At 42.9% G+C, this 26,141-nt stretch carries 21 protein-coding genes; 18 read left to right on the top strand and 3 right to left on the bottom strand.

From position 1 onward, the window contains the following. Window positions 1-96: 96 nt before the first annotated feature. From uvrA to nusB, 7 genes are all read left to right on the top strand, one after another. Entirely contained in the window at window positions 97-2,922 is a 2,826-nt protein-coding gene (uvrA, locus tag RIN70_RS08245) for an excinuclease ABC subunit UvrA (RefSeq protein WP_070586932.1), read from the top strand. Beyond that, window positions 2,919-3,986 (top strand): M24 family metallopeptidase, encoded by a 1,068-nt coding sequence (locus tag RIN70_RS08240; RefSeq protein ID WP_049482983.1) that lies wholly within the window; start codon window positions 2,919-2,921, stop codon window positions 3,984-3,986. Before uvrA ends, RIN70_RS08240 begins: the two co-directional genes overlap by 4 nt. 56 nt (window positions 3,987-4,042) lie before the next feature. Further along, window positions 4,043-5,026, top strand: coding sequence for a TIM44-like domain-containing protein (locus tag RIN70_RS08235; protein WP_195623367.1), 984 nt, complete (start codon window positions 4,043-4,045; stop codon window positions 5,024-5,026). An 8-nt stretch (window positions 5,027-5,034) separates the two neighbouring features. Further along, window positions 5,035-6,141, top strand: a complete 1,107-nt coding sequence (locus tag RIN70_RS08230; RefSeq protein WP_003008607.1) for an SPFH domain-containing protein — start codon at window positions 5,035-5,037, stop codon at window positions 6,139-6,141. 165 nt (window positions 6,142-6,306) lie between these two features. Next, window positions 6,307-6,867, top strand: a complete 561-nt coding sequence (gene efp, locus RIN70_RS08225) for an elongation factor P (RefSeq protein WP_003005479.1) — start codon at window positions 6,307-6,309, stop codon at window positions 6,865-6,867. Between the two features lie 36 nt (window positions 6,868-6,903). Then, window positions 6,904-7,293, top strand: coding sequence for an Asp23/Gls24 family envelope stress response protein (locus RIN70_RS08220; RefSeq protein ID WP_003005404.1), 390 nt, complete (start codon window positions 6,904-6,906; stop codon window positions 7,291-7,293). Continuing rightward, on the top strand, window positions 7,286-7,717 hold the full coding sequence (nusB, locus tag RIN70_RS08215; protein ID WP_049515932.1) for a transcription antitermination factor NusB: 432 nt from the start codon (window positions 7,286-7,288) through the stop codon (window positions 7,715-7,717). Before RIN70_RS08220 ends, nusB begins: the two co-directional genes overlap by 8 nt. Before the next feature lie 218 nt (window positions 7,718-7,935). On the opposite strand, the gene RIN70_RS08210 is transcribed toward nusB, so the two are convergent. Continuing rightward, window positions 7,936-8,901, bottom strand: a complete 966-nt coding sequence (locus RIN70_RS08210; protein WP_195623368.1) for a LacI family DNA-binding transcriptional regulator — start codon at window positions 8,899-8,901, stop codon at window positions 7,936-7,938. Continuing rightward, on the bottom strand, window positions 8,882-10,336 hold the full coding sequence (locus RIN70_RS08205) for a sucrose-6-phosphate hydrolase (RefSeq protein WP_155126463.1): 1,455 nt from the start codon (window positions 10,334-10,336) through the stop codon (window positions 8,882-8,884). The genes RIN70_RS08210 and RIN70_RS08205 overlap by 20 nt, the downstream gene beginning before the upstream one ends. Before the next feature lie 378 nt (window positions 10,337-10,714). Between RIN70_RS08205 and RIN70_RS08200 the strand changes: the two genes are divergently transcribed. The 8 genes from RIN70_RS08200 (at window position 10,715) to RIN70_RS08165 (ending at window position 20,320) form a co-directional block, all read left to right on the top strand. Beyond that, window positions 10,715-12,634, top strand: a complete 1,920-nt coding sequence (locus RIN70_RS08200) for a sucrose-specific PTS transporter subunit IIBC (protein WP_195623370.1) — start codon at window positions 10,715-10,717, stop codon at window positions 12,632-12,634. Between the two features lie 159 nt (window positions 12,635-12,793). After that, window positions 12,794-13,693: a fructokinase ScrK gene (gene scrK / locus RIN70_RS08195; protein ID WP_003016958.1), complete on the top strand. Its 900-nt coding sequence runs from the start codon at window positions 12,794-12,796 to the stop codon at window positions 13,691-13,693. Window positions 13,694-13,940: 247 nt separating this feature from the next. Beyond that, window positions 13,941-14,351, top strand: a complete 411-nt coding sequence (locus tag RIN70_RS08190; RefSeq protein ID WP_049507051.1) for a peptide deformylase — start codon at window positions 13,941-13,943, stop codon at window positions 14,349-14,351. Between the two features lie 135 nt (window positions 14,352-14,486). Beyond that, window positions 14,487-14,933, top strand: a complete 447-nt coding sequence (locus RIN70_RS08185) for a MarR family winged helix-turn-helix transcriptional regulator (RefSeq protein ID WP_021153785.1) — start codon at window positions 14,487-14,489, stop codon at window positions 14,931-14,933. Continuing rightward, window positions 14,930-16,732, top strand: coding sequence for an ABC transporter ATP-binding protein (locus RIN70_RS08180; protein ID WP_195623371.1), 1,803 nt, complete (start codon window positions 14,930-14,932; stop codon window positions 16,730-16,732). Before RIN70_RS08185 ends, RIN70_RS08180 begins: the two co-directional genes overlap by 4 nt. Continuing rightward, a complete protein-coding gene (locus tag RIN70_RS08175; RefSeq protein WP_195623372.1) occupies window positions 16,725-18,485 on the top strand; it encodes an ABC transporter ATP-binding protein in 1,761 nt (586 codons plus the stop codon). Before RIN70_RS08180 ends, RIN70_RS08175 begins: the two co-directional genes overlap by 8 nt. Window positions 18,486-19,094: 609 nt before the next feature. Then, the gene (locus RIN70_RS08170) at window positions 19,095-19,610 is read left to right on the top strand and encodes a phosphatase PAP2 family protein (protein WP_070665527.1); all 516 of its coding nucleotides are present in this window, start codon (window positions 19,095-19,097) and stop codon (window positions 19,608-19,610) included. A gap of 83 nt (window positions 19,611-19,693) precedes the next feature. After that, on the top strand, window positions 19,694-20,320 hold the full coding sequence (locus RIN70_RS08165; RefSeq protein ID WP_049487923.1) for a GNAT family N-acetyltransferase: 627 nt from the start codon (window positions 19,694-19,696) through the stop codon (window positions 20,318-20,320). Between the two features lie 298 nt (window positions 20,321-20,618). On the opposite strand, the gene queG is transcribed toward RIN70_RS08165, so the two are convergent. Beyond that, entirely contained in the window at window positions 20,619-21,758 is a 1,140-nt protein-coding gene (gene queG, locus RIN70_RS08160; RefSeq protein WP_070665525.1) for a tRNA epoxyqueuosine(34) reductase QueG, read from the bottom strand. A 115-nt stretch (window positions 21,759-21,873) separates the two neighbouring features. On the opposite strand from queG, the gene manA reads away from it, so the two are divergent. The 3 genes from manA to RIN70_RS08145 all read left to right on the top strand — a co-directional run bounded on the left by manA (window position 21,874) and on the right by RIN70_RS08145 (window position 26,057). Beyond that, on the top strand, window positions 21,874-22,818 hold the full coding sequence (manA, locus tag RIN70_RS08155; RefSeq protein ID WP_003005297.1) for a mannose-6-phosphate isomerase, class I: 945 nt from the start codon (window positions 21,874-21,876) through the stop codon (window positions 22,816-22,818). Window positions 22,819-23,096: 278 nt separating this feature from the next. Then, on the top strand, window positions 23,097-23,837 hold the full coding sequence (locus RIN70_RS08150) for a MerR family transcriptional regulator (protein ID WP_049483651.1): 741 nt from the start codon (window positions 23,097-23,099) through the stop codon (window positions 23,835-23,837). A gap of 375 nt (window positions 23,838-24,212) precedes the next feature. Beyond that, window positions 24,213-26,057, top strand: coding sequence for an APC family permease (locus RIN70_RS08145; protein WP_195623373.1), 1,845 nt, complete (start codon window positions 24,213-24,215; stop codon window positions 26,055-26,057). Window positions 26,058-26,141: the final 84 nt, after the last annotated feature.

Here is a 26,141-nt window from a genome sequence, read left to right as displayed (position 1 = left end):
CTTAACATTATATCAGAAAAAGGACAGTTTTGGATAAAAGAATACTAAAAAATTTGTTATAATGGAGGTTAACAAAAAGGTGATTAGAGTAAGAATATGCAAGATAAAATTGTCATTCATGGGGCACGCGCCCATAATTTAAAAAATATAGACGTGGAAATTCCACGGGACAAATTAGTCGTGGTGACGGGTTTGTCTGGTTCTGGAAAGTCCAGTCTGGCCTTTGATACTCTCTATGCAGAAGGTCAGCGCCGCTATGTGGAGAGCTTATCGGCCTATGCTCGGCAATTCTTGGGAAATATGGAAAAACCAGATGTCGACTCTATTGACGGCTTGAGTCCAGCCATTTCCATCGACCAAAAAACGACCAGTAAAAACCCACGTTCTACAGTGGGGACGGCAACAGAGATCAATGACTACCTGCGCCTGCTCTATGCGCGTGTAGGGACGCCTTATTGTATCAATGGACATGGGGCTATTACCGCTTCTTCGGTTGAGCAAATTGTCGATCAAGTCTTGGAATTACCAGAGCGCCAACGCCTGCAAATTCTAGCTCCCATTATCCGCAAGAAAAAAGGCCAGCACAAGAATATCATTGAAAAAGTCCAAAAAGACGGCTATGTTCGGGTTCGAGTTGACGGTGAGATCTATGATGTGACAGAGGTTCCAGAACTGTCTAAAAGCAAACAGCACACGATTGAAGTGGTGGTGGACCGAATCGTGATCAAAGAGGGCATCCGCTCGCGTCTCTTTGATTCGATTGAGGCAGCCCTTCGGATAGCGGACGGTTATGTGGTGATTGATACCATGGATGGAAAGGAACTGCTCTTTTCGGAGCATTATGCTTGTCCAGTCTGTGGCTTTACCGTTCCTGAATTAGAGCCCCGTCTCTTTTCTTTCAATGCGCCTTTTGGATCTTGTCCAGACTGTGATGGGCTGGGTATTAAGCTAGAGGTGGACTTGGATTTGGTGGTGCCAGATGATCGCTTAAGCCTTCGCGAAGGAGCTCTTGCTCCTTGGAATCCGATCTCTTCTAACTACTATCCTCAGATGTTGGAGCAGGCCATGATCCATTTTGGTATTGATATGGATCAGCCTTTCTCAGATCTCTCTCAAGAAGAAAAGGACTTGGTTCTCTATGGTTCAAATGGCAAGGAATTCCACTTTCACTATGAAAATGAGTTTGGTGGGGTTCGGGATATCGAGATTCCTTTTGAAGGGGTCGTAAACAACATTCACCGTCGTTTCCGTGAGACCAATAGTGATTTCACCCGCAACCAAATGCGCTCTTATATGAACGAATTGACCTGTGCGACCTGCCATGGCTACCGTCTCAATGACCAAGCTCTCTCTGTTCGTGTCGGAGGAGAAAAGGGGATGCATATCGGGGAAGTGTCAGATCTATCAATTGCGGACCACTTAAAAGCTGTGGATCAGTTGGTTTTAACGGACAATGAAGCTACGATTGCAAGACCGATCCTAAAAGAGATTAAAGATCGCTTGACCTTCTTAAATAATGTTGGCCTCAATTACTTGACCTTGTCGCGATCAGCTGGGACCTTATCAGGTGGGGAAAGTCAGCGCATTCGTTTGGCAACCCAGATCGGTTCCAACCTCTCTGGTGTCCTTTATATCTTGGATGAGCCGTCTATAGGCCTCCATCAAAGGGACAATGACCGCCTGATTGCCAGTCTTAAGAAGATGCGCGACTTGGGCAATACTTTGATCGTCGTCGAACATGATGAAGATACCATGAGAGAGGCCGACTACCTGATCGACGTCGGCCCAGGTGCCGGTGTCTTTGGTGGAGAGATCGTTGCGGCTGGAACCCCAAAACAGGTGGCGCGCAACAGTAAATCCATCACCGGTCAATATTTGTCTGGCAAGCGTAAGATTCCGGTTCCAACAGAACGCCGTTCGGGGAATGGCCGTTCTATTGAAATTACAGGGGCCAGTGAGAACAACTTACAAGACATCACAGCTCGTTTTCCTCTGGGCAAATTCATCGCAGTCACTGGAGTTTCCGGTTCTGGAAAATCGACCTTGATCAATGGCATCTTGAAAAAAGCCATCGCTCAAAAGCTCAACCGAAATTCGGAAAAACCAGGAAAATACAAGACGATTCAGGGGATTGAGCACATCGATCGCTTGATCGACATTGATCAAAGCCCGATTGGTCGGACTCCTCGTTCTAATCCAGCGACTTATACAGGCGTCTTCGATGACATTCGCGATCTCTTTGCTCAGACCAATGAAGCCAAAATTCGGGGCTATAAAAAAGGCCGCTTTAGTTTCAATGTCAAGGGCGGGCGTTGTGAAGCCTGCTCAGGAGATGGGATCATCAAGATTGAAATGCACTTCTTGCCAGATGTCTTCGTTCCTTGTGAAGTCTGCCATGGACGTCGTTACAATAGTGAGACTCTCGAAGTCCACTACAAGGAAAAAAATATCGCAGAAGTGCTGGATATGACGGTCAACAAGGCAGTTGAATTCTTCAAGCACATTCCAAAAATTGAACGCAAACTCAAGACCATCCAGGATGTGGGCTTGGGCTATGTAACGCTGGGGCAACCAGCGACCACCCTTTCAGGTGGGGAAGCGCAGCGGATGAAGTTGGCTTCTGAATTGCACAAGCGCTCTACAGGAAAATCCTTCTATATCTTGGATGAACCAACGACCGGACTCCATACCGAAGACATTTCTCGCTTGATCAAAGTCTTAGAGCGGTTTGTGGATGATGGCAATACGGTCCTTGTGATTGAGCACAATTTGGATGTCATTAAGACAGCAGACCATATCATCGATTTAGGACCCGAAGGCGGTGTCGGTGGCGGAACCATTATTGCGACCGGAACACCAGAAGAAGTAGCAGCAAATCCTGCTAGCTACACAGGACAATATTTGAAAGGAAAATTACAATGAATCAACGGATCAGCAACTTAAGAAACAAAATGAAAGCCCAAAACCTCAAAGCGGTATTGATTAACAATTTGAAAAATGTTTATTATTTAACCAATTTCTGGGGTTCAAACGGGACCGCTTTGGTGACAGAAGAACGCGTGGTACTCTTTACAGATTCGCGCTACACCATCCATGCCCATGCGACTTGTTTCCCCTTTGTAGAGATTGTGGAAACCCGCGATGAGTTGACTGCAGCTGCAGAGATCGTTAAGGACCTTGGAATCAAAGAACTTGGTTTTGAGGATGAAGTGACGGTGGCCTACCATGCCCGCATGGCTTCTGTTTTCAGTGGTATTAGCCTTCAATCCCTAGCGAACTTTGTCATGGAATTGCGCTTGATTAAAGATGAGACCGAGATTGCGGCGATTAAAAAAGCTTGTAGCATCTCTGACCAAGCCTTCCATGATATTTTAGACTATATCAAGGTAGGGAAAACGACAGAGTTGGAAGCAGCGACTTTCCTAGATTTTAGAATGCGGGAGTTAGGAGCTTCTGGTGTATCTTTTGATATTATCTCAGCAGCTGGTGAACGCTCTGCCATGCCTCATGCGACTCCAAGTGATCGGGTCATTTCAGCAGGAGATGCCTTGACCCTTGATTTTGGTTGCTTGTATAATCACTATGTTAGCGATATGACACGGACAATCTATGCAGGACATGTCAGCGACAAGGAAAGAGAGATTTACGAAACCGTTTTGAAAGCCAATCAAGCCTTGATTGATGCTGCTAAAGATGGACTTGGCTTCCGTGATTTTGATAAAATCCCACGTGATGTGATCGAGGCAGCCGGCTATGGTCAATACTTTACTCATGGAATCGGTCATGGAATTGGGCTAGATATCCACGAAGAACCATACTTCAGCCAAACGTCTAAAGAAGCGATTCAAGCAGGTATGGTCTTAACAGATGAGCCAGGTATTTATATCGAAGGTCTCTCTGGCGTGCGGATCGAAGATGACCTCTTGATTACAGAAACTGGCTGTGAAGTCTTGACTCTTGCTCCTAAAGAATTGATTGTCCTATAAAATAGACAGTATTTTCTTAACCCCTGTGTAACAAACAAAGATAAGAAATGAGGCCTATGAAAAAACGAATTTTAGTATTGGGAATTCTTCTAGTAGCCCTTCTATTTGTATTTGCTCCTTCTGCCCATGCTGGTGTCGGTAATACAGATAGTGGTGGCAGTAGCTTGATTGATTCAGGTGGTGGTAGCAGTTGGTCCGATAGTGGCAGTAGCTGGTCGGGTGGCGGAAGTAGTTGGTCTGGTGGCAGCAGTTGGTCTGGCGGATCCAGTAGCTACAGTTCTGATTCTGGAACAGACTCTGGTGGTGTAGTAGCAATTTTTGCTATCGTTGGATTGATTGGATTTATCTACAATATTGCAAAAGAAGCTAATGAAAGTGATGAATCATTTTCTTCAAATAGTGGTCCAAAACGGACAACCGAAGAGCGGGCTGGTCGACCAATTGAGAACAACTATGAAGCGATTCGCCGTATCCGTAAATTGGATCCAATGTTTGATGAAGACCGCTTCTTGTCGCAAGTCAAGCTGGTTTATCTTCAATTGCAGTCTGCCTGGACAGAAAAAGATTGGAATTCTGTGCGGAACTTAGAAAGTACCAGTCTTTATGAGCAACACTTGACGCAGTTGCAAGAGCATATTCGCGCCAAAACAACCAATGTTCTTGAGCGCGTGCGTGTGGAAGATTCGAAGATCAAAGACTTTATCGAAAATCCAGATGGTAATGACCGCATCGAAGTCATTCTGTCATCGACAATGAGAGATTACATCCGAAATGATGAAACGGGTCGTGTGATCGAAGGGGATCCAACCAAAGATCTCTTTACTGTTTACCGCATGGTCTTCCTCCGTGAACATGGAGCGCAGACAGAGATCATTAAGAATTCAGAAGTCGTTAGTGATCATTGTCCGAACTGTGGTGCGCCATTGACGATTGATTCAATCGACAAGTGTGAATATTGCCAAGCATCCTTGAAGCACAATCCAAAAGATTGGGTCTTGGATGTCTACGAAGTTGTGGATGAAATTGAATTCTACAGATAGGAGAATGTATGGGATTTATTAAAGCAGCCCTTTCAGCGGGCATTTCAAGTTTTCAAGATAGTAAATTTAAGGAAGCCATTACCTTGCCGGAAGCTGTTCCAGCAACAGCTTTGGCCATTAAGGGACAGCTCTTGACCAAAGATCCAGATGGGCGCTCTCGTCAGAGCAACCAAAATACGGGTCTATTGACAGATGGCTCTGTTGTCATTGTTCCCCAAGGCTATGTTGCTCTCTTGGTCAATAATGGAACGTTTCTAGGAGACCTTCTAGAAGCAGGGAGTCACGAATGGCAAGCCGGTGAAAATGCCTGGTTGTTTGAAAAGGGTGGTGTGAAAGGAACGTGGGATCAGTTCAAGAATCGTTTCTCATTTGGAGGCCAAGTGGTCACCCAACAAGAAATTATTTTTGTGCGGATGCAACCTTTTACAGGAAATAAATTTGGCACTCAAAATCCAGTTGAGTACTTTAGCGACCGTTACCAACAACTTCTTAGCATTCGTTTTTATGGTCTTTATGATGTTAAAGTGGCAGATCCTGTACTCTTTTACATCAGTGCAGTCAGTCGTCAAATCACTGCAGATAAGCCATTTACCTTGGAAGATGTGGCTCAGGGAACCTTGCGCCAAAATCTAGCACCAAAAATTGCAGTGGCCATTTCAAAATATACGGCTGAAAATAAGGCAGACATCTACAATATCAATGCGGACCAAGATGTCTTCAATGAAGTTGCAAAACGCGAAGTCAACAAAACGTGGACAGAATTATATGGTATCGAATTAACCAATGTCCTCATCGAAGATTTGAGCTACGATGCAGACAGTATGGCCAAGGTCAATAAACTGGACAGTGAATTGGCAGCGATGAAGTACAATACCATTGAAATCGAAGAGCGTCGTGCTCGCAATGAGGCCTTGGTCGCAGCTGCTAAAAATGAAGGTGGCAATGGCATGAACATGATTATGGGGATGAACTTGGGTCAAGCACTTGGCAATGACCTTCAAAAGCAAGCCTCTCCAGCTCAAGACAAGCCTCATACCTTCTACATTGAAGTAGATGGAAAATATGTCCATGTCACCAAAGATGCTGATGGCAATATTGTGCCTGTAGACCAATAAGGAATTGTGAAGCTGGTGGTGGAAATGTAGAGATTCTAAGGACTCGTTCCTACAATCTCTCTCCGCCTTCTAGCCTTCCTAAAAAGAGAAAATTGCTGTTTGAGAAAAATCAAATAGTGTGTTACAATAAAGAGTAATCTATTTTTAAAAAAGAGGTAATAAAACATGATCGAAGCAAGTAAATTGAAAGCTGGTATGACTTTTGAAACAGCTGACGGAAAATTGATCCGCGTTTTGGAAGCTAGCCACCACAAACCAGGTAAAGGAAACACTATCATGCGTATGAAATTGCGTGATGTCCGTACTGGTTCAACATTTGATACTAGCTACCGTCCAGAAGAAAAATTTGAACAAGCGATTATCGAAACTGTTCCAGCTCAATACTTGTACAAAATGGATGATACAGCCTACTTCATGAACACGGAAACATATGACCAATATGAAATTCCAGTTGTGAACGTAGAACAAGAATTGCTTTACATCCTTGAAAACTCAGAAGTAAAAATTCAATTCTACGGAAGCGAAGTCATCGGTGTAACAGTTCCTACAACTGTTGAATTAACTGTTGCAGAAACTCAACCATCTATCAAAGGTGCTACAGTGACTGGTTCTGGTAAACCTGCTACAATGGAAACTGGTTTGGTCGTAAACGTTCCTGATTTCATCGAAGCTGGACAAAAATTGGTCATTAACACTACTGAAGGAACTTACGTTTCTCGTGCATAAGAGACATCTCAGGGTGTCAAATAGAAAGGAACTTCTATGGCAACTGAACAATTTGGTGACATCGTTATTGCACCACGTGTATTAGAAAAAATTATTGCGATTGCGACAGCAAAAGTAGAGGGTGTCTATTCGCTTGAAAATAAGAGTGTTTCAGATAGCTTATCAAAACGCTCACTTGGACGTGGCGTCTACCTTCATACAGAAGAAGATGGTCAAGTTTCAGTAGACATCTATCTCTATTTGGAGTATGGAGTTGCTGTGCCATCTGTAGCAGTAGCGATTCAAAAAGCGGTCAAGTCTGCGGTTTATGATATGGCAGATGTAACCTTGGATGCTGTTAACATTCACGTTGTCGGTATCGCGACGGAAAAATCTCCAAAACCAGACTTGAAAGACTTGTTTAACGAGGACTTCCTCAATGACTGATGAAATTTTATTAGAATCACGTCGAGAGCTGCGTGAGCGTGCCTTCCAAGCCTTGATGGCCTTGGAATACGATGGAGACATTGTGGAAGCTTGTCGCTTTGCTTATTTACATGACAAGGACCTAGCAGAAGACAAAGAAGTCGATCTTCCTGCCTTTCTCATGAACCTCGTGACGGGTGTTTATCAGTCTAAAGATCAATTGGATCAACAAATCGGTCAACATTTGAAAACTGGTTGGACGGTAGAGCGCTTGACCTTGGTGGAGAAAAACATCCTTCGTCTTGGAATTTATGAAATAACAGAGTTTGATACACCACAGATCGTTGCAGTCAATGAAGCGGTGGAATTGGCCAAAGCCTTTTCAGATGAAACCTCTTCACGATTTGTCAATGGTGTTCTCAGTCAATTTGTAACAGAAGAATAATCAAAAAGAGCCGATGGCTCTTTTTTTGAATGAAAAATGAGAGTGGGACAGAAATCGGTCATTCGTTAGAATTCGATTTCGTCGTCCCAACTCCGCACAGTTGAGTAGGGCTGTAAAAGCTGATGAAATCAGCGTAGTAGAGCCCACTCAACCACTGCGTCTTGCTCGACAATCCAAAGACAATTGAGAGGCTAGGACTTTTGTCCCAGCCTCTGCTTTTAAATACTTTTTCCAGAGTGGAGACTAACGGGCAAGGAATAACCGGTAGTCGCTACTTTTTTTCCTTCGATCTTTTGGAGTAAAAGATCCACCATGAGGATAGCAATGTCTTCGAGGGGTTGTTGGATGGTTGTCAGTTCAGGTGTATAGGTCTCGATGAACTGGGTTCCATCATAACCAATCACTTTCAAATCCTGAGGAATCTGAATATCTAATTCTCTAGCGACTTTCATGATCAAGATCGCCGTCAAATCATCGGAGGCAAAAATGGCATCTGGTTTGTGGTGGGTTAAAATCTGTTTGATTTCCATTTCTTTGCGAATAGGGGAGAAATCACTGGAAACATTAATGATCATGGACTCGGCTAGAACCGATGCAAATCCCGCATGACGCAAGCCTGTTGGGGAGTTGGAGTTGTCATTCCCTGTGATCATGATAATATTTCGGGCTCCGGTTTTTACTAAAGTTTCTGCTGCAAGCACCCCGCCAGCGTAGTTGTCTGAAGAGACAACCGGAATTTCTGGGGAGAGGTTGCGGTCAAAAGCAATGATAGGAGCAGTTACCCGGTTGTAATCTTCAATGCCCAAATTATGACTTCCTGAAATGATGCCATCTACCTGGTTAGCCTCCAACATCTCAATATATTCGCGCTCTTTTTCGGAGTCGTGTTCACTATTGCAGATGATGGTTTTATAGCCGTGTTTGAAGAGTTGGTGCTCTAGTTTGTCGATTAATTCAGCATAGAAAACATTGCTGATGTTGGGAAAGATCAAGCCGACTAACTTGGCTGATTTTCCTTGGAGGCTACGAGCAACATTGTTAGGTTTATAGCCCAATTCTCGCATGGCTTCTTGGACTTTTTGGATCGTTTTTTCAGACAGGTATCCTTTTTTATTGATGACCCGTGAGACAGTAGTAGGGCTGACACCGGCGAGTTTGGCGACATCAGTTAGCTTTGCGACCATAATCAAGTTCGTAGTAAGTTCCAGTAGGGTTTCCAGACTTGATCAAGATTCCATTTTGATCCGCATGTGGGTAGACCCGACCAGAAAATACTTTTTCTCCTTTATTGATAAAGATTTCAAAAATTGAATTGTCAATGAAAATATTAGCGGTTGTGGCTTGGTTAGCGATTGGGCAGCTACGGCTCGTACCGAATTCTTGGGCATATTGCTCACCTGCCTGGCTACGATCGACTGTGACTAATCCTTTAGCCAGATCAAATGTGAGAACTAAGCCCTTTCCTTCTGCATCTGCAAAGAGGACGATTTCGTTTTGGCTATCTTTTTCAAACTGCAATTCCAATTCATAGCAGTTCTTGGTTTGTGCCTTGTTGGCAAATGCCTCACACTCAGCTCGCAAGTCCTTGATCGCTTCAACTGGGTATTGGTAGAGCTTGCCGTCTTTGATGGTTAATTCTTTGACCAGTGAGAGAGCTCCTTGGTAGTCATAGGAATCTGTTGGATAAGAAACATCAGGAAGACCTAGCCAGCTAACAGCATAGGCGCGTCCATCGGGTGCATTAAATCCTTGAGTCGCATAGGCTTCAAAACCATAGTCGAGATTATGCAATTCGGATACATCGACCATTTCGGCCTTTTCTGGGTCAAAGCTTGCCCCGATCTTGTACATATTTGGATAGATATTGTCATAATCGAGGACCGATTTATCTAAGCCTTGAGGACAGTAGAGGAGAACGGGTTGATCTCCAACAAAGACTAGGTTGGGACATTCCATCATATAAGCTGTCCGATCGTTTGCAAAATCCAAGTCACCGACTGCAACCCAGTTGGTATAGTCGTTATCTACAGCCTTATAGAGACGGATGAATCCTTTCTTCTCAAGGTCTTGACCACCGACGATAGTGTAGTATTGCCCCTTAAAGTTAAAAATCTGTGGGTCACGGAAGTGACCCGTAGAGTCAGCTGGTTGATCAATCAAAATTTTGTCAATTTTTTCAATCTTTCCGTCTTTGTCCATCAAAGCACCGACTTGGTAAGGATGACGAACCCATTCTGCATCACGAACATTTCCAGTGTAGAATAAGAATAGTTTGTCACCAAACTGCATGGCTGATCCAGAATAAGCTCCATGGCTATCCAGATCTGTGTCTGGAAGAAGCGTTACACCAGTTTCTTTGAAATGAACCAAGTCTTCACTTTCTGTTTGTACCCATGATTTTAACCCATGGGCTGCACCAAATGGGAAATTTTGGTAAAACAAGATCCATTTTCCATCAAAGTAGGAAAAACCGTTAGGATCATTTAAGAGACCAGCTTTTGGCTCAACATGATAGTGTGTATGCCAAGGAGATTTGGCCATATGATCTTGGATGGCTTGCTTTTCATCTTCTGTCCAGTCTTCGTAACGTCTGTAACGACGTTCAGTTGTCCATTCCATTTTATTCCTCCGAACTTTTTTCTTACTTCCATAGTACCGATTTCCTATTAAAAATGCAAGCGATAAATGAAAAAAATGGCAAAAAATGTCAAACGATTGACAGCTATTTTGCAGCCTGAAGAAAAGAGGAGAAGTTGAAAATTTATGAAAATATGAAAGAAAATGAAAATAAAAGTCTGATTTAAAGTGCTAAAAAGCGTAGTACAGGCCTGTTTTAAAATGAAAATAGTTTCATACTGTCAAAAGGTGTCAAAAAGTCCAAAAAAGTTTCAAAAAAATCCTGCAAAACGCTTGACATATTTTCAATACGTGGTACAATTAAAAACGTAGAAACGATTTAACCGTTTACATTACAAAAAATAAGGAGATTTTTGCAAAATGTCAAATACAGAAATTGCAAAGCAGGTCATCGATGCAATCGGTGGGGTTGAGAACGTTAGCAGTGTTGCTCACTGTGCGACTCGTCTTCGCGTGATGGTAAAAGATGAATCAAAAATCAACAAAGATGTTGTTGAGAACATTGAAAAAGTACAAGGTGCTTTCTTTAACTCAGGTCAATACCAAATCATCTTTGGTACTGGTACTGTAAACAAGATCTATGATGAAGTAGTAGCTCTTGGCTTACCAACATCATCAAAAGATGAAATGAAAGCAGAAGCCGCTAAACAAGGAAACTGGTTCCAACGCGCGATCCGTACCTTTGGAGACGTTTTTGTTCCAATTCTACCAGCAATTGTTGCGACTGGATTGTTTATGGGGATTCGTGGTGCCATTGCTCAAGACCAGGTTTTGGCTTTGTTTGGCACAACAGCAGATGCATTTAAATCTACTGATTTTTATACCTATTCAACAATTTTAACTGATACCGCGTTTGCCTTCTTCCCAGCCTTGATTTCATGGTCTGCATTCCGAGTATTCGGAGGAAATCCTGTTCTTGGGATTGTAATTGGTTTGATGATGGTTAGTCCGACACTTCCAAATGCGTGGGTTGTAGCGGAAGATCCTTCTAAAGCAGCAACATACTTTGGTATCTTCCATCATGTGGTTGGATTCCAGAACTCAGTTCTTCCCGCTTTCTTCGTTGGTCTAATTGGTGCGAAACTTGAAAAGTGGCTCCATAAGAAAATTCCAGATGTCTTAGATTTGTTATTGGTTCCATTATTCACATTGACAATCATGTCATTCCTCGCTTTGTTTATTATTGGTCCATTCTTCCACAGTATCGAAGAATATGTACTAAATGTAACTAAGTTTATTTTGAATTTACCATTTGGTCTTGCAGGTCTTCTTATTGGTGGCGTTCATCAGTTGATTGTCGTTACCGGCGTCCATCATATCTTTAATCTTCTTGAATCACAATTAATTACTGCAGATAAAAAAGATCCATTTAATGCAATTATTACAGCGGCTATGACTGCACAAGCTGGAGCTACTTTAGCAGTGGCAGTGAAATCTAAATCTCAAAAAGTGAAAGCTCTAGCATTTCCTGCAACTATCTCTGCCTTGTTAGGTATTACTGAGCCTGCAATCTTTGGTGTAAACTTGCGTTATGTGAAACCATTCGTTATTGCTTTGGGAGCAGGTGCAGTAGGTGGTTGGATTGCATCTATGTTAAATCTTGCTGGTACAGGATTTGGTATTACAATTATTCCAGGAACGCTTCTCTATCTAAACGGTCAATTATTGAAATATGTATTTATGGTTGTATTTACAACTGCCCTAAGTTTCGGTTTGACTTATATGTTTGGTTATGAAGATGAAGCTTCATCAGTTCCTGCAGAGGACAAAGAAGCAGAAGCTATTATTGAAGAAGAAACAACTGGAGTTATTCCAGCATCTCTTCAAGACGAAACCATCATCTCTCCTATCGTTGGTAGTGCTGTAGCACTTGCTGATGTGAATGATCCTGTCTTCTCAAGTGGAGCGATGGGACAAGGAATTGCCATCAAACCAACTGAAGGCGTTGTCTATGCACCAGCTGATGCTGAAGTAACCATTGCTTTTGCAACTGGTCACGCTTACGGTTTGAAGACCGCTAATGGTGCTGAAATCTTGATCCACGTTGGGATTGATACCGTATCAATGAACGGTGAAGGATTTGATCAAAAAGTAGCTCAAGGTGATAAAGTGAAAGCTGGTGATGTCCTTGGTACATTTGATGCAGCGAAAATTGCCGCAGCTGGTCTTGAAGACACAACTATGGTGATCGTCACTAACACAGCTGACTATGCTTCTGTCACACCTGTTGCAACTGGATCTGTTGCGAAGGGTGATGCGATCATCGAAGTCAAAGCTTAATCGAAACAATAAGTTTTCAAGGACTGGTCTATCATCTCCAGTCCTTGAATTTTATTTCTCAAAAAAAGTGTGTTTTTTCTTTAGAGAAGAGAAAAAGATTGACTACAAAATATGCTATAATAAATACAGGATATTTTTCATAATAAAAAAGGAGCCAACATGACAAAATTATATGGAAGTTTGGAAGCTGGCGGTACAAAATTTGTTTGTGCGGTTGGTGATGAAAACTATAATGTTGTGGAAAAAGTACAATTTCCAACAACCAAGCCAATTGAGACGATTGATAAGTGTATTGAATTTTTCTCAAAATTTGAGGATCTAGTTGGGCTTGCGATTGGTTCATTTGGACCAATTGATATCGATCCAAATTCAAACACTTATGGTTTCATCACAACGACTCCAAAACCAAATTGGGCCAATGTAGATATCGTTGGGGCCTTCCGTCGTGCCTTGAATGTACCTATCTATTTCACAACAGATGTGAATAGTTCTGCCTATGGAGAAGTGGTCGCACGCAACAATGCGGGTGGTCATATCGAAAACTTGGTTTACTATACAATCGGAACAGGAATCGGAGCTGGTGTCATCCAACGTGGTGAGTTTATCGGGGGAGCTGGGCACCCAGAAATGGGACACTACTATGTGGCCCAACACCCAATGGATGTGGAAAAAGAATTCAAGGGTGTTTGTCCTTTCCACAATGGCTGTTTGGAAGGTTTTGCGGCTGGTCCTAGTCTCGAAGCTCGTACGGGTATTCGTGGGGAAAACATTGAACTCAACAGCAATGTATGGGATATTCAAGCCTACTACATCGCACAAGCAGCAGTGAATGCGACAGTTACCTTCCGCCCAGACGTCATTGTCTTTGGAGGAGGAGTCATGGCTCAACAACATATGTTAGATCGTGTTCGCACGAAATTTACTGCCCTCTTGAACGGTTACCTCCCTGTACCTGATGTGAGAGATTATATTGTGACACCTGCAGTTGCCGGCAATGGTTCAGCGACCTTGGGGAACTTTGTCCTTGCAAAAGAAGTGAGCGAAAAGCTTAAAAAATAAGCAGCAATTGTCTCTTAGAGGTTAGAAACAAGAGCGAGGAGGCTGGGACAAAAGTCCTAGCCTCTCAATTATTTTTGGATTGTCGAGCAAGACGCAGTGGTTGAGTGGGCTCTACTACGCCGATTTCATCAGCTTTTACAGCCCTACTCAACTGTGCGGAGGTGGGACGATGAAATCCAATTCTAACGAATTACCGATTTCTGTCCCACTCTCTTCTTTCGTCTATCTATCAAGAAGTGAGGAAGGAATGAAAAAGAATATTGTAAAAGATGTCTTATTCTTGGGTCAAAAGTCAGAAGAAGCGACACCTGAGGATCGCACCTTGGCTTTGGATTTGCAGGACACCTTAAATGCTCATCTCCTTGAGTGTGTCGGTTTAGCAGCCAATATGATCGGGGTGAAAAAGCGAGCGATTATCATCCGAATGGGAAGTGAAAATTTGGTCCTGTTTAATCCGGTTCTCCTTGAAAAGAAAAAGCCTTACCAAACAGAGGAAGGATGCTTGTCCTTGGTGGGGAGTCGGCCGACCACTCGTTATGAGGAGATTTCAGTGGCCTATCGAGATATGAATTGGAAAGCAAAAACAATTCATTTGTCAGGCTTTTCGGCCCAGATCTGTCAGCATGAAATGGATCATCTAGAAGGCATTATTATCTAAAGATGAAGGATGGAGTCGATTCGGCTCCTTTTTTTAGTTCTTATGGAAACTTTTTTCTTGACAGGGATCTTTTTTGTGTTAAAATAGTTCTCATAGTAACTTTAAAGTTCTTAAGAGAACTATTTGGAGGAAATGATGGACAAACCTTTACTAGAATTTAAAAAAATCGGTCATCTCATTCACCTCATGGTAGAAAGAGAGGCCAAGAAGAGAGGGCTTGAATTTAGCGCAGGACCCCAAGGTCAGGTATTGGGCTTTTTATCTCATCGTGAAAAGGAGGGGAAAGTGACCTTGATTCGGGATGTTGAGCAGGAACTTCATATCTCAAAATCCGTGACGAGTAACCTGATCAAGCGCATGGAGAAAAATGGCTTTATTTATCTAGAGCCTAGTCCAACCGATAAACGGGCCAAGTATGTCTACCTAACAGACAGTGTAAAAGATAAATTGAATGACATGAAACAATTCTTTGAAGAAGTGGACCAGGATATGATGGCTGGTGTATCAGAAGAAGAATTGGCCATCTTTTTCAGGGTCATGCATCAATTTTATGAGAATATGAAAAAAAGGAGCGAGGAATGATCAATATATTTCGGCGGTTAACTGCCAAAGAATGGGGCATGATTGCCCTTAGTACGGTCTTTATCTGTCTGGCTGTTTGGATGGATTTAAAGACTCCTGAATACTTATCCGATATCACGACCCTCTTAGCCAAGGATGGGACCAAGGTTTCTGATATTATGGATCCGGGAAGCAAGATGTTGCTCTTCTCTTTTGGAAGCTTTTTGATGGCAGTTTTTGTGGGCTTTTTGGCTTCAAGAGTCGCTGCCAGCTTTACGACGCGACTTCGAGGAGAGATTTTCCATCAAGTGATGGATTACTCTGATGCCGAGATCAAGAAATTCTCCGTTCCCTCTCTCTTGACTCGTACAACCAATGATTTGACCCAGTTACAAATCATGATTGTCATGGGGATGCAAGTTGTGACGCGTGGTCCCATTATGGCGATTTGGGCTCTGACCAAGATTTGGGGGAAGAGCAGTGCCTGGACAACGTCTGTTGGGATTGCGGTCTTGATGGTCTTGATTCTTCTCTCTGTTCTGGTTCTTATTGCCTTTCCGCGCCAGCAAAAGGTTCAAGGTTTGACCGATGCTTTGAATGCGACGACACGGGAGAGTTTGACTGGGGTGCGAGTGGTTCGCGCCTACAATGCAGAAGCTTATCAAAATGAGAAATTCCAGGCTGAAAACAAGGGCTTAACCCGTCTAAATCTCTTTGTTTATCGTTTGATGTCTTTGATGAACCCTGTCATGACAGTGGTATCAAGTGGGTTGACCCTTGCTATCTACTGGATTGGGGCGCACTTGATCAATGATATCGCCATGCCAAAAGATCCTACAAAGCTTGCCGTGAGTTCTGCCTTAGCGGATCGGACCAAGGTCTTCTCCGATATGATTACTTTCTCTTCTTACGCCATGCAGGTTGTCGTTGGCTTTATGATGATGGTGGCCATCTTGATTATTCTTCCTCGTGCCTTGGTATCCGCAAAACGGATTAATCAGGTCTTGGCTCTAGAGCCGTCTGTTGATTTTCCATCTGAGTCCAAGACTGAGTCTGGAGAAAAAGGAAGTGTAGAATTTCAAGATGTTTCCTTCCGATATGGAAGGACTTCCCGTGCTATGATTGAGCATGTTACCTTTTCAGCTCAGAAGGGACAAACCGTTGCCTTCATTGGATCAACCGGCTCTGGTAAATCCACTTTGGTCAATTTAATTCCACGTTTTTACGATGCGACAGAAGGAAAGATCTTAGTGGATGGGGTGAATGTCAAGGATTATAGCCACCAAGAATTGAACAATAAAGTCGGCTACATTCCCCAAAAAGCAGTGCTCTTTAGCGGCACGATTCGCTCCAATATGGAATTTGGAGAAAGTAGTCAAGGAAAATTAGAGGATGAAGCCATCTGGAAAGCTCTTGAATTGGCCCAAGCCAAAGAGTTTGTTGCCACAAAAGAGAAGGGCTTGGATACAGAAGTAGCGCAAGGAGGAAGCAACTTCTCTGGAGGACAACGTCAACGTTTGGCCATTGCGCGTGCCCTTGCACGTAAGCCCGAGATCCTCATCTTTGATGATTCCTTCTCAGCCCTGGATTACAAAACGGATCGGATCCTGCGCCAAGCCCTGAAAGAAGAGCTGGCAGATACGACCAAATTGATCGTTGCCCAACGGATTTCGACCATTATGGATGCGGATTTGATTTTGGTCTTGGATCAAGGGAAGGTCGTCGGTCAAGGCACCCACAAAGAATTGCTTGCGACCAATGAAGTCTATCAAGAAATTGCCTATTCACAATTGTCTAAGGAGGAGTTGGAACATGCATAAAACAAAACAAGAATCGTCCCTTTGGAGACAACTTTCTCCCTATTTGAAGGGCTTCCACCTATTTTTCCAAGTTGCTATCCTCTTTTCGATCGTATCGAGTATTATCACGGTTATTGGACCGGATAAGTTAAAAGAAATCACGGATACCATCACAAAAGGGATGGGAGGAGCCATTGATATTGACAAAATCACTTCGATTGCCCTGACTTTAGCCATCCTTTATGGAGTTGGAGCACTGGTGTCCTACAGCAGTAGTTTCATTATCTCAACCATGATTCAGCGCTTCGCAGAACGCTTGCGCAATGCCATTGCTGAGAAGATCAATCGTGTACCCCTCCAATATTTTGATAGCCATGAACAAGGAGATACCTTGTCTCGTGTGACCAATGACGTGGATTTGATGACCCAATCCTTTAACCAAAGCTTGGTTCAAATGGTCTCTTCTGTTGTCTTATTGATTGGCTCCATCCTTATGATGTTTAAGACGGACTGGCACTTGGCGGTGACAGCGATTGTGTCCATCTTTGCAGGTTTTGCTCTTTCCGGCATTATTATGGTCAAGAGCCAACCTCTCTTTAAGCAACAACAAGATAATCTTGCTAAAGTTTCAGGCTATGTTGAAGAAATCTATAGTGGACATAATGTTGTTATTTCCTACAATGGCCGTCATCAAGCCAAAGATCATTTTGATGCCATCAATCAAGATTTGTATCAAAGCATGTGGAAATCCCAATTCTTCTCTGGGATTATGATGCCCTTGATGCAGTTTGTAGGGAATTTTGGTTATGTCATGGTCTGTATCGTAGGGGCTGCCCTCACCATTAATGGAGATATTACCATTGGGACCATTGTGGCCTTTATGACCTATGTCCGCATCTTTACCCAACCAATTGGTCAAATGGCCCAAGGAATTACCCAATTGCAATCAGCTAGTGCTGCTATGAGGCGTGTCTTTGAATTCTTAGACGAAGAAGAAATGGAAGACGAATCCCAAAAAATACGTCAATTGGAAACAACAAAAGGTCATGTCAAATTTGAGCATGTTCGTTTTGGCTATTCACCAGACAAGACTATTATCCATGACTTTACAGCTGAAGCCAAACCGGGGCAAAAAGTAGCCATTGTTGGTCCAACAGGTGCTGGTAAGACCACCATGGTCAATCTCTTGATGCGTTTTTACGACATTCAAGCTGGTAAAATTACCATCGATGGTGTGGATACTAAGGCCATGAGTCGCGAAGAAGTTCATGATGCTTTTTCGATGGTCTTACAAGATACCTGGCTCTTTGAAGGGACCATTCGGGAAAACTTAGTCTTTAATCAAACCGATATTTCAGATGAAGCAGTCGAAGCGGCAACCCGAGCGGTTGGGGTCCATCACTTTATTCGGACCTTGCCGAATGGCTATGATACTGTATTAGATGATTCAGTGACCTTGTCCGTTGGTCAAAAGCAACTTTTGACCATTGCGCGTGCCCTCTTGAAGGATGCTCCGCTCCTTATCTTGGATGAAGCAACCTCATCTGTCGATACCCGTACAGAAGAGTTGATTCAAAAAGCCATGGACAAACTCATGGAAGGCCGGACCTCCTTTGTCATTGCCCATCGCTTGTCCACTATCCGTAATGCGGATCTGATTCTCGTGATGAAAGATGGAAATATTATCGAGCAAGGCAACCACCAAGAACTCATGAGCCAAAATGGCTTCTATGCTGATCTCTATAATAGCCAATTCACAGAAGAAGTAGCATGAAATCAAGATACAAAGCCCGTAAAATGCACAGTGAAAATAGGAAATTCTAGCAGTGAGCGATGCTCACAAGAGAATTTATCTTTTTCACACAGCATTTAGGCCGTGTTCAATTCGTGTAACGGCAAGCACAATGGTGCCTTGCCGACACGACTCACTAACTCCTCAGGTGGATGGTATCGATCCACCTTCGTCCTGTCGCAATTCCAACAAGATACAAAGGGCGTAACATACAAAGTGAAAAAATGAGAGTGGGACAGAAATCGGTAATTCGTTAGAATTCGATTTCGTCGTCCCACCTCCGCACAGTTGAGTAGGGCTGTAAAAGCTGATGAAATCAGCGTAGTAGAGACCACTCAACCACTGCGTCTTGCTCGACAATCCAAAAACAATTAAGAGTCTAGGACTTTTGTCCCAGCCTCATTTTTTTATCGATAATAGTAATGGGAAAGACGATTCTTAGGTACAGAAAAATGACAAAGCGTCAAAAATAGATCGCTTCTAATGTGAAAAAGAAGAAAGAAAGGATAAAAAAAGAGCCTGGCTTGACAGGCTTTCTTAGGATCGCGTATACTAGTAGTATAAAATAAGATGAAAGACAGGAGTGCCGACATGAAGCCCAATCTTCAAGATTATCCGAAATTTTATCGTTGGCTAACCCTGCCTTTTACGAGAAAGCCACATCGTGTGCAGGTTCTTCAAAGGATGAATCGAATCTTGACGTTCGTGATGCCAGGCATCTACGGCCTGGTCTTTTGTTGGCTGTTTTTTAAGAAAACTTCAATGGGAGGCATCTGGCCTTTTATCTGGATCCCTGCTTCGGGTTTTGTCTTGTTTAGCCTCTTTCGTCATTGGGTCAATGTTCCGAGACCTTATGAGAAATGGGAGATTCAACCCTTATTAGAAAAGAATTCATCCGGACATTCCTTTCCTAGCCGACATGTTTTTTCGGCGACCATTATCTCGATGTGTGTCTGCCAGTTGTCGCTTCCGCTAGGAATGTGCTCGATGCTCCTATCTCTTCTATTAGCCCTTGTCCGAGTTCTTGGAGGGGTTCATTATCCCAAGGATGTCCTCGTCGCTTGGGGGCTGGGACTCGTCTGGGGAGGACTCTTTTTGCTGGCTTGAATGAACAAATTGCTGAAAATTGACCTTTGTCTAACAGCGTATCATAGTGTATACTGGAAAGTGGACTTAGAATAGGAGAGAAGATGAAGTACAGAAAAGCAGAAAAAGCAGATCTGGATCAGGTGGTTCGAGTAGCCAGTACAGCCTTTGAGGACTATCTATTTTTAAAAGTTATCAAGGATTTGGTTCGGGATCCCAAGCAATACCCATCCTTTGTTGAGGCAATGATGCGCATCCTGGTAAAGGTTTTTCTTAAGCACCATATTTGCCTTGTGGCAGAAAAAAATGATGAAATTTATGCAGTTGCCTTGTTGCAAAAGGAACCGATCCCTTTTCGGGCCTATCTCTTAAATGGGGGATTCGGTTTGCTCAAGTTTATTTCCTTGAAGAATATGTTGTCCTACTTTAAATTTATGGAGGACACGGATAAGGAATTGGAGCAAAATGTAGATTTTGATTGGTATTTGATGCTTCTTGCAGTCGCCCCTAAACACCAACGGCAGGGCTATGGCAGTCGCTTTATGATAGAAGGAATTGAGCCTTTCTTGGAAGAGATCCAAGGAAAAAAACTAGCCTTTTATACCAATACCAAAGGAAATGTCTATTTTTACACGAAAAATGGTTACAAGGAAGTCTATTCAAGTGAGATTTGCTTTAACCAAGTAGAGATGGGTAGTTGGTATTTCTTGAAAGAACTAAAAAAACACTAAGGATACAACCTTAGTGTCAGATTGATGACAAAGTCATTTTAGAAACTTTCCTTAGGTGACTACGGACGTCAGCGAACTTCGAAGAAGTTCCATGACTTAGTTTTGAGCCTAAGGTCTCAAAACTCCCGAGCTCTTGAAACTATTAAGTTTCAAGAGCTTTTCTCACGTCGGAAAGTTTCAGTTGATGATTGAATAATTCTAACGAATAAATTTTTTTATTTTTACAGAAGTTAATAGATTTGTATAAAATAGCAATTTGTATACGCCTTCACACTAAGGTGACAACCTTAGTGTTTTTTCATTGTAGCTGTGAATCTGCTTGAATGCCGAATTTTTCAAAGAAAGCAGTTCGTTCTTCTATGATAGCATCGGTCGGATGTTTGATATTCCGTAAGAGCTCAACAAGGTCCGGCGTGACTTCACGAAGCAGTTGCCCTAAGGACCAGATAGCCGTTGCAATATGAATCTGATTTTGTGAAGTTTCGATGATGTTCAGGAGCTTAGGGATGGCCGAACGGTCATTGGCATTGGCTAATGCAATGATGGCATTGCGCTGGAGGATGTTCTTGCCTCGCCAACTTCCAGCAACATGTCCGAATTTTTCCTTAAATTGTCCGTTGGACAGCTCGATAAAAGGAATCAACTCTGGATGAGCCAGATCAGGATCGATTTCTGTTGCTAAGGGATTATCTAGCCCTTTGTTATAAGGGCAGCAAATCTGACAGATGTCACATCCATAGATGACCGTTTTAATTTTCTTGCGAAATTCTAGGTCCATCATGCCCTTGTCTTGGGTTTGGAAGGACAAACAACGCTTGGCATTCATAGAGCCATCTCCGATTAAACAGGAGGTTGGGCATGCATCTAAACAACGTCGACAGTCTCCACAACCATAGTCGACTGGCTGATCCGGTTCGATTTCGAGGTTGGTAATCAATTCGCCCAGAAACATGTAAGAACCGTATTCTTTTGAAATGACCAAGCCATTTTTTCCGATAAAGCCAATACCAGCTCGTTGGGCGACAGCCGTATCAACCAGTGCTCCAGTATCGACCATGCCCTTGTATTCAAAATCTTGCGTCATTTCTTCAATCCCAGCAGCTAAGCGGTTGAGCTTGTCTTGAAGGACATAATGGTAGTCTAATCCCCAGCTGTTGGGCGTGAATTTTCCTCTTTTATAGGCTGTTTTTTGAGGTTGCTGCTTGAGTTTGTGGGGGTAGGCGACAGCGATTGAGATGATGGTCTTAGCGGAGGAGAGACTTAATTTGGGTTGGATGCGCTCTTCAATATTCTTATGCTCGAATCCAGAATTCCGTCCTTCCTCAACGGCCAAGCGGAGCGATTTTTCCAAATAAGCGAAGTCATCAGCGGTTGTAAAGCCAATTTTTGAAATCCCAATAGAATGCGCCAGTTGGATAATGTTTTCTTTTAGTGTCATCCCTTTCATTATACACAAAAATGAAGTTTCTGGCGAGAGAGGAAAATGATGGAAAGGGCTTTCAAAAACTTTCTTTTTTTTGTATAATAGAAACATGAAATGCGAGGAGGATATTATGGGACAACCATTATTTTTACATTCAGTCATGCAGGAAAAAATTTGGGGAGGAACTCGTCTGAAAGAAGAATTTGGTTACGAAATTCCGAGCGACCATGTCGGTGAATTTTGGGCGATTTCAGCCCATCCACATGGGGTTTCTAAAGTAGCCAATGGTCCATACGAAGGAATGGGATTGGATCAGCTCTATCAAGAGCATCGGGAATTATTCGGTAATCGTAAAGAACCTGTCTTTCCTTTATTAACAAAGATTTTGGATGCCAACGATTGGCTCAGTGTACAGGTGCACCCAGATGATACCTATGCAATGGAGCATGAAGGAGAACTTGGAAAAACTGAGTGTTGGTATGTGATTGCGGCTGATGAAGGATCTGAGATTATCTATGGGCACAATGCCAAGTCAAAAGAAGAACTCCGCCAGCAAATTGAGGACAAGAACTGGGATGCCTTGCTGACAAAAGTTCCTGTCAAGGCTGGAGATTTCTTCTATGTGCCAAGTGGGACCATGCACGCCATTGGATCTGGAATATTGATTCTTGAAACCCAACAGTCGAGTGACACCACCTACCGGGTTTATGATTTTGACCGTAAGGATGCTCAAGGAAACTTGCGTGAACTTCACTTGGAAAAATCAATTGATGTGTTAAACATCGGTGAGCCTGCCAATAGCCATCCAGATACAGTTGTAATCGATGATCTTCGAATGACCACCTTGGTTGCCAGTGATTTCTTCACCGTTTATAAGTGGGAACTGACTGGAAAAGCTGATTTTGAAAAGACCGCTGATTACAGCTTGTTGAGCGTCTTAGCCGGAGAAGGGAAATTGACGGTAGATGGAAAGGATTATCCTATTCAAAAAGGAAGCCACTTTATCTTACCGAGCGATGTTGAATCTTGGACTTTGGAAGGACAAGGTTTAGAATTAATCGTAAGTCATCCATAAAAAAGAAAGGGTTTGAGTTAAAAGTTGTGAAACAACTCAAGCCTTTTTTATCTGAAAACTTTTTTATGTTAAGCCTTGACTCTGACCTAAGGGTAGGGGTTATACTATCCTTGTAATACTCTTCGAAAATCAAATTCAAACCACGTCAGCGTCGCCTTGCCGTACATATGTTACTGACTTCGTCAGTTCTATCTACAACCTCAAAGCAGTGCTTTGAGCAACCTGCGGCTAGCTTCCTAGTTTGCTCTTTGATCTTCATTGAGTATAAGGAGGAAATCATGTACCATATCAAAGAAGCTGCAGAGCTGTCGGGTGTCTCTGTCAAGACCTTGCACCACTATGACAAGATAGGACTTCTCGTCCCTGTGAAATCTGAAAATGGCTATCGGACATACAGTCAAGAAGATTTAGAACGATTACAGGTGATTCTCTACTACAAGTATCTAGGATTTTCCTTAGACCAAATAGCAGAACTCTTAGCCGAAGAAAAATCTAACTTATTGCCCCATTTGACCAAACAGTTGGACTATTTGACTCAAGAAAGACAACGTCTGGATACCTTGATTTCTACCTTGCAAAAAACCATTCAAGAACAAAAAGGAGAAAGAAAAATGACCATTGAGGAAAAATTTACTGGATTTAGCTACCAAGATACTCAAAAATACCAGCAAGAGGCGGTAGATAAGTACGGTCAAGAAGTCATGGATCAAGCGCTTGAACGTCAAAAAGGGCGTGAAGATGAGGCTACGGAAGCCTTCAACCAAGTTTTTCAAACTTTGGCGCAAAATCTCAAAGATGGTCTATCCGTATCTGCAAATGAAAACCAAGATCAAGCCGCCAAACTTTTAGACGCGATTCGAACGTATGGATTTGACTGCTCTATAGAAGTTTTTGGCCATATCGGCAAAGGCTATGTTTATAATCCAGAATTCAAGGAAAACATCGACAAGTTTGGAGTTGGCACAGCCCAGTACACTTCGGATGTCATTGCCTTTTATGTCGAAAATCAAGCAAAATAAAAAAGTGTGAGTGGGACAGAAATCGGTCATTCGTTAGAATTCGATTTCGTCGTCCCACCTCCGCACAGTTGAGTAGGGCTGTAAAAGCTGATGAAATCAGCGTAGTAGAGCCCGCTCAACCACTGCGTCTTGCTCGACAATCCAAAAATAATTGAGAGGCTAGGATTTTTGTCCCAGCCTCGTTTTTTGCTTGGATCAATTTGAAAAGAAGCTGGCTGATCTAAGAGAGCTTGAATGAATGAACATAATGAAAGTTTTATGAAAATTTCACAATTTTAGTTGACAGTCTTGAAAAAAAGGAGTAGAATAACCCCTGTTTTATGAAAAAGAGGCAGGGAACTCCCGGCCTCATGATCTTTTTTCAAGGAGTTTTTTATGTTTTCAACATTGAAAAAATGGTTTATTGGCCGTCCGTTGAAATCTGGTGCAGAAGGTGAAGGCGGATTGCTTGGGAAAATGCAGGCCTTGGCTATGCTCTCTAGTGACGCGCTTTCTTCTATCGCCTACGGTCCAGAGCAAGTTATCCTGGTCTTGATGACCGTTTCAGCGGGAGCCATTTGGTGGTCCATTCCGATTGGGATTGTGGTCCTGGTTCTCCTAGCCAGTTTAACGATTTCTTATCGCCAGGTCATTCATGCCTACCCTCAAGGGGGAGGGGCCTACATGGTGACTACGGAGAACTTGTCTCCCAAAGCGGGTTTGATCGCTGGTGGTAGTCTCTTAGTCGACTACATGCTGACGGTAGCAGTATCTGTTTCTTCCGGTGCAGATGCCATCACGTCAGCGATTCCATCTCTTCATCCTTATAATCTTCACATTTCCATTTTGTTGGTCTTGATTTTGATGCTGATGAACCTTCGGGGGCTACGCGAATCAGCGACATCGTTGATGATTCCGGTCTATCTGTTCATTGTCAGTACCATTGCCTTGATCGGCTATGGTGTGATCCAAATCTTGACGGGTCACTTGGCCTATAACGCAACTGCTCATGTGGGTCAAACCATTTCAGGGGTTAGTGTCATTCTCTTATTGCGGGCCTTTACGAGTGGATCGGCTTCACTAACAGGGGTTGAAGCCATCTCCAATTCGGTTCCTTTCTTTAAGAAACCAAAAGCAAAGAATGCAGCCTCTACCTTGACCATCATGGCTTTGATTTTGGGGATCATGTTTGCAGGGATTACCTTCCTCAATTACTGGGTGGGTGTCGTTCCGACAAAAGGGGTAACAACTCTAGCCCAAATGGCCCAAGCCATCTTAGGGAATTCCCCAGTCGGACAAGCCTTCTTTTACGTCTTCCAATTATCAACAGCCTTGATCTTGGCAGTTGCGGCTAATACCGGTTTCTCAGCCTTTCCAATGTTGGCCTTTAACATGGCTAAAAATAAATACATGCCACACATGTATATGGAAAAAGGGGATCGTCTGGGCTATTCTAATGGGATTTTGACCTTGGCGATTGGTGCCATCGTTTTGCTCTTGATCTTTGATGGGCAAACAGAAAGCTTGATTCCGCTTTATACCATCGGGGTCTTCATTCCTTTTGCCCTTTCTCAAACAGGGATGGTGATCCACTGGAAACGCCAATATCAAAAAGGATTTCTTAAGTATTCGCTTGCCAATATCCTGGGGGCAGCCATCTGTTATGGGATTGTCTTGATCCTCTTATTATTCCGTTTGCGTGAGATCTGGCCCTTCTTCCCTATTATTGGTCTCTTGCTTTGGATGTTCTTGAGTATCCGTAATCACTATGATAAAGTTGCAGCCCAATTGCGCTTGGGAGGTAAGATTGAAAAGACAAGTTATGCGGGCAATACCGTGATTGTCCTTGTTGGGAATGTCACTCAGGTAAGTGTGGGAGCTATGAGTTATGCAAATAGCCTAGGAAACGATGTTATAGCTATGCATGTCTCAACGGAAGAAACCAAGGTTAAAGACGCTGAGGTAGCAGAAGAATTTAAGCGTTATTTCCCTCATATTCGCTTTGAAAATGTCATGACCAGTTACCGGGATATTATCCAGCCAACGGTTGAATTTGTCTCAAAAGTAGCTGAGGAGGCCAAGGAAAAAGGCAACACCGTTACAGTCTTAGTCCCTCAATTTATCCCTAAAAAACATTGGCAAAATATTCTCCACAACCAAATGAGTTTGAAATTGAAGTATGCACTTCGTTGGCATGAAGAAGTGGTTGTGGCAAGCTATTCTTACCATTTGTCTGAATAAACACCGTATATAGAAAAGATGTCTGCTTGAGCAGGCATCTTTTTGGATTTTCTTACACGAAAAAAACCACTCGAAAGTCTTGTA

It is taken from the genome of Streptococcus parasanguinis (genome assembly GCF_032163505.1).
Taxonomy (GTDB): domain Bacteria; phylum Bacillota; class Bacilli; order Lactobacillales; family Streptococcaceae; genus Streptococcus; species Streptococcus parasanguinis_V.
Note: the sequence above shows the minus strand (reverse complement) of the source record. Positions and strands in the feature narration are given on the sequence as shown.

What these genes read in the sequence shown, in the direction of transcription:
- RIN70_RS08165 (WP_049487923.1), top strand. Translation starts at nt 19,694, where the DNA reads ATGAAGTACAGAAAAGCAGAAAAAGCAGATCTGGATCAGGTGGTTCGA.
- RIN70_RS08180 (WP_195623371.1), top strand. Translation starts at nt 14,930, where the DNA reads ATGATCAATATATTTCGGCGGTTAACTGCCAAAGAATGGGGCATGATT.
- RIN70_RS08220 (WP_003005404.1), top strand. Translation starts at nt 6,904, where the DNA reads ATGGCAACTGAACAATTTGGTGACATCGTTATTGCACCACGTGTATTA.
- RIN70_RS08240 (WP_049482983.1), top strand. Translation starts at nt 2,919, where the DNA reads ATGAATCAACGGATCAGCAACTTAAGAAACAAAATGAAAGCCCAAAAC.
- RIN70_RS08150 (WP_049483651.1), top strand. Translation starts at nt 23,097, where the DNA reads ATGTACCATATCAAAGAAGCTGCAGAGCTGTCGGGTGTCTCTGTCAAG.
- nusB (WP_049515932.1), top strand. Translation starts at nt 7,286, where the DNA reads ATGACTGATGAAATTTTATTAGAATCACGTCGAGAGCTGCGTGAGCGT.
- RIN70_RS08200 (WP_195623370.1), top strand. Translation starts at nt 10,715, where the DNA reads ATGTCAAATACAGAAATTGCAAAGCAGGTCATCGATGCAATCGGTGGG.
- RIN70_RS08190 (WP_049507051.1), top strand. Translation starts at nt 13,941, where the DNA reads ATGAAAAAGAATATTGTAAAAGATGTCTTATTCTTGGGTCAAAAGTCA.
- uvrA (WP_070586932.1), top strand. Translation starts at nt 97, where the DNA reads ATGCAAGATAAAATTGTCATTCATGGGGCACGCGCCCATAATTTAAAA.
- RIN70_RS08145 (WP_195623373.1), top strand. Translation starts at nt 24,213, where the DNA reads ATGTTTTCAACATTGAAAAAATGGTTTATTGGCCGTCCGTTGAAATCT.
- manA (WP_003005297.1), top strand. Translation starts at nt 21,874, where the DNA reads ATGGGACAACCATTATTTTTACATTCAGTCATGCAGGAAAAAATTTGG.
- scrK (WP_003016958.1), top strand. Translation starts at nt 12,794, where the DNA reads ATGACAAAATTATATGGAAGTTTGGAAGCTGGCGGTACAAAATTTGTT.
- RIN70_RS08235 (WP_195623367.1), top strand. Translation starts at nt 4,043, where the DNA reads ATGAAAAAACGAATTTTAGTATTGGGAATTCTTCTAGTAGCCCTTCTA.
- RIN70_RS08210 (WP_195623368.1), bottom strand. Translation starts at nt 8,901, where the DNA reads ATGGTCGCAAAGCTAACTGATGTCGCCAAACTCGCCGGTGTCAGCCCT.
- RIN70_RS08175 (WP_195623372.1), top strand. Translation starts at nt 16,725, where the DNA reads ATGCATAAAACAAAACAAGAATCGTCCCTTTGGAGACAACTTTCTCCC.
- RIN70_RS08205 (WP_155126463.1), bottom strand. Translation starts at nt 10,336, where the DNA reads ATGGAATGGACAACTGAACGTCGTTACAGACGTTACGAAGACTGGACA.
- efp (WP_003005479.1), top strand. Translation starts at nt 6,307, where the DNA reads ATGATCGAAGCAAGTAAATTGAAAGCTGGTATGACTTTTGAAACAGCT.
- RIN70_RS08230 (WP_003008607.1), top strand. Translation starts at nt 5,035, where the DNA reads ATGGGATTTATTAAAGCAGCCCTTTCAGCGGGCATTTCAAGTTTTCAA.
- queG (WP_070665525.1), bottom strand. Translation starts at nt 21,758, where the DNA reads ATGACACTAAAAGAAAACATTATCCAACTGGCGCATTCTATTGGGATT.
- RIN70_RS08185 (WP_021153785.1), top strand. Translation starts at nt 14,487, where the DNA reads ATGGACAAACCTTTACTAGAATTTAAAAAAATCGGTCATCTCATTCAC.
- RIN70_RS08170 (WP_070665527.1), top strand. Translation starts at nt 19,095, where the DNA reads ATGAAGCCCAATCTTCAAGATTATCCGAAATTTTATCGTTGGCTAACC.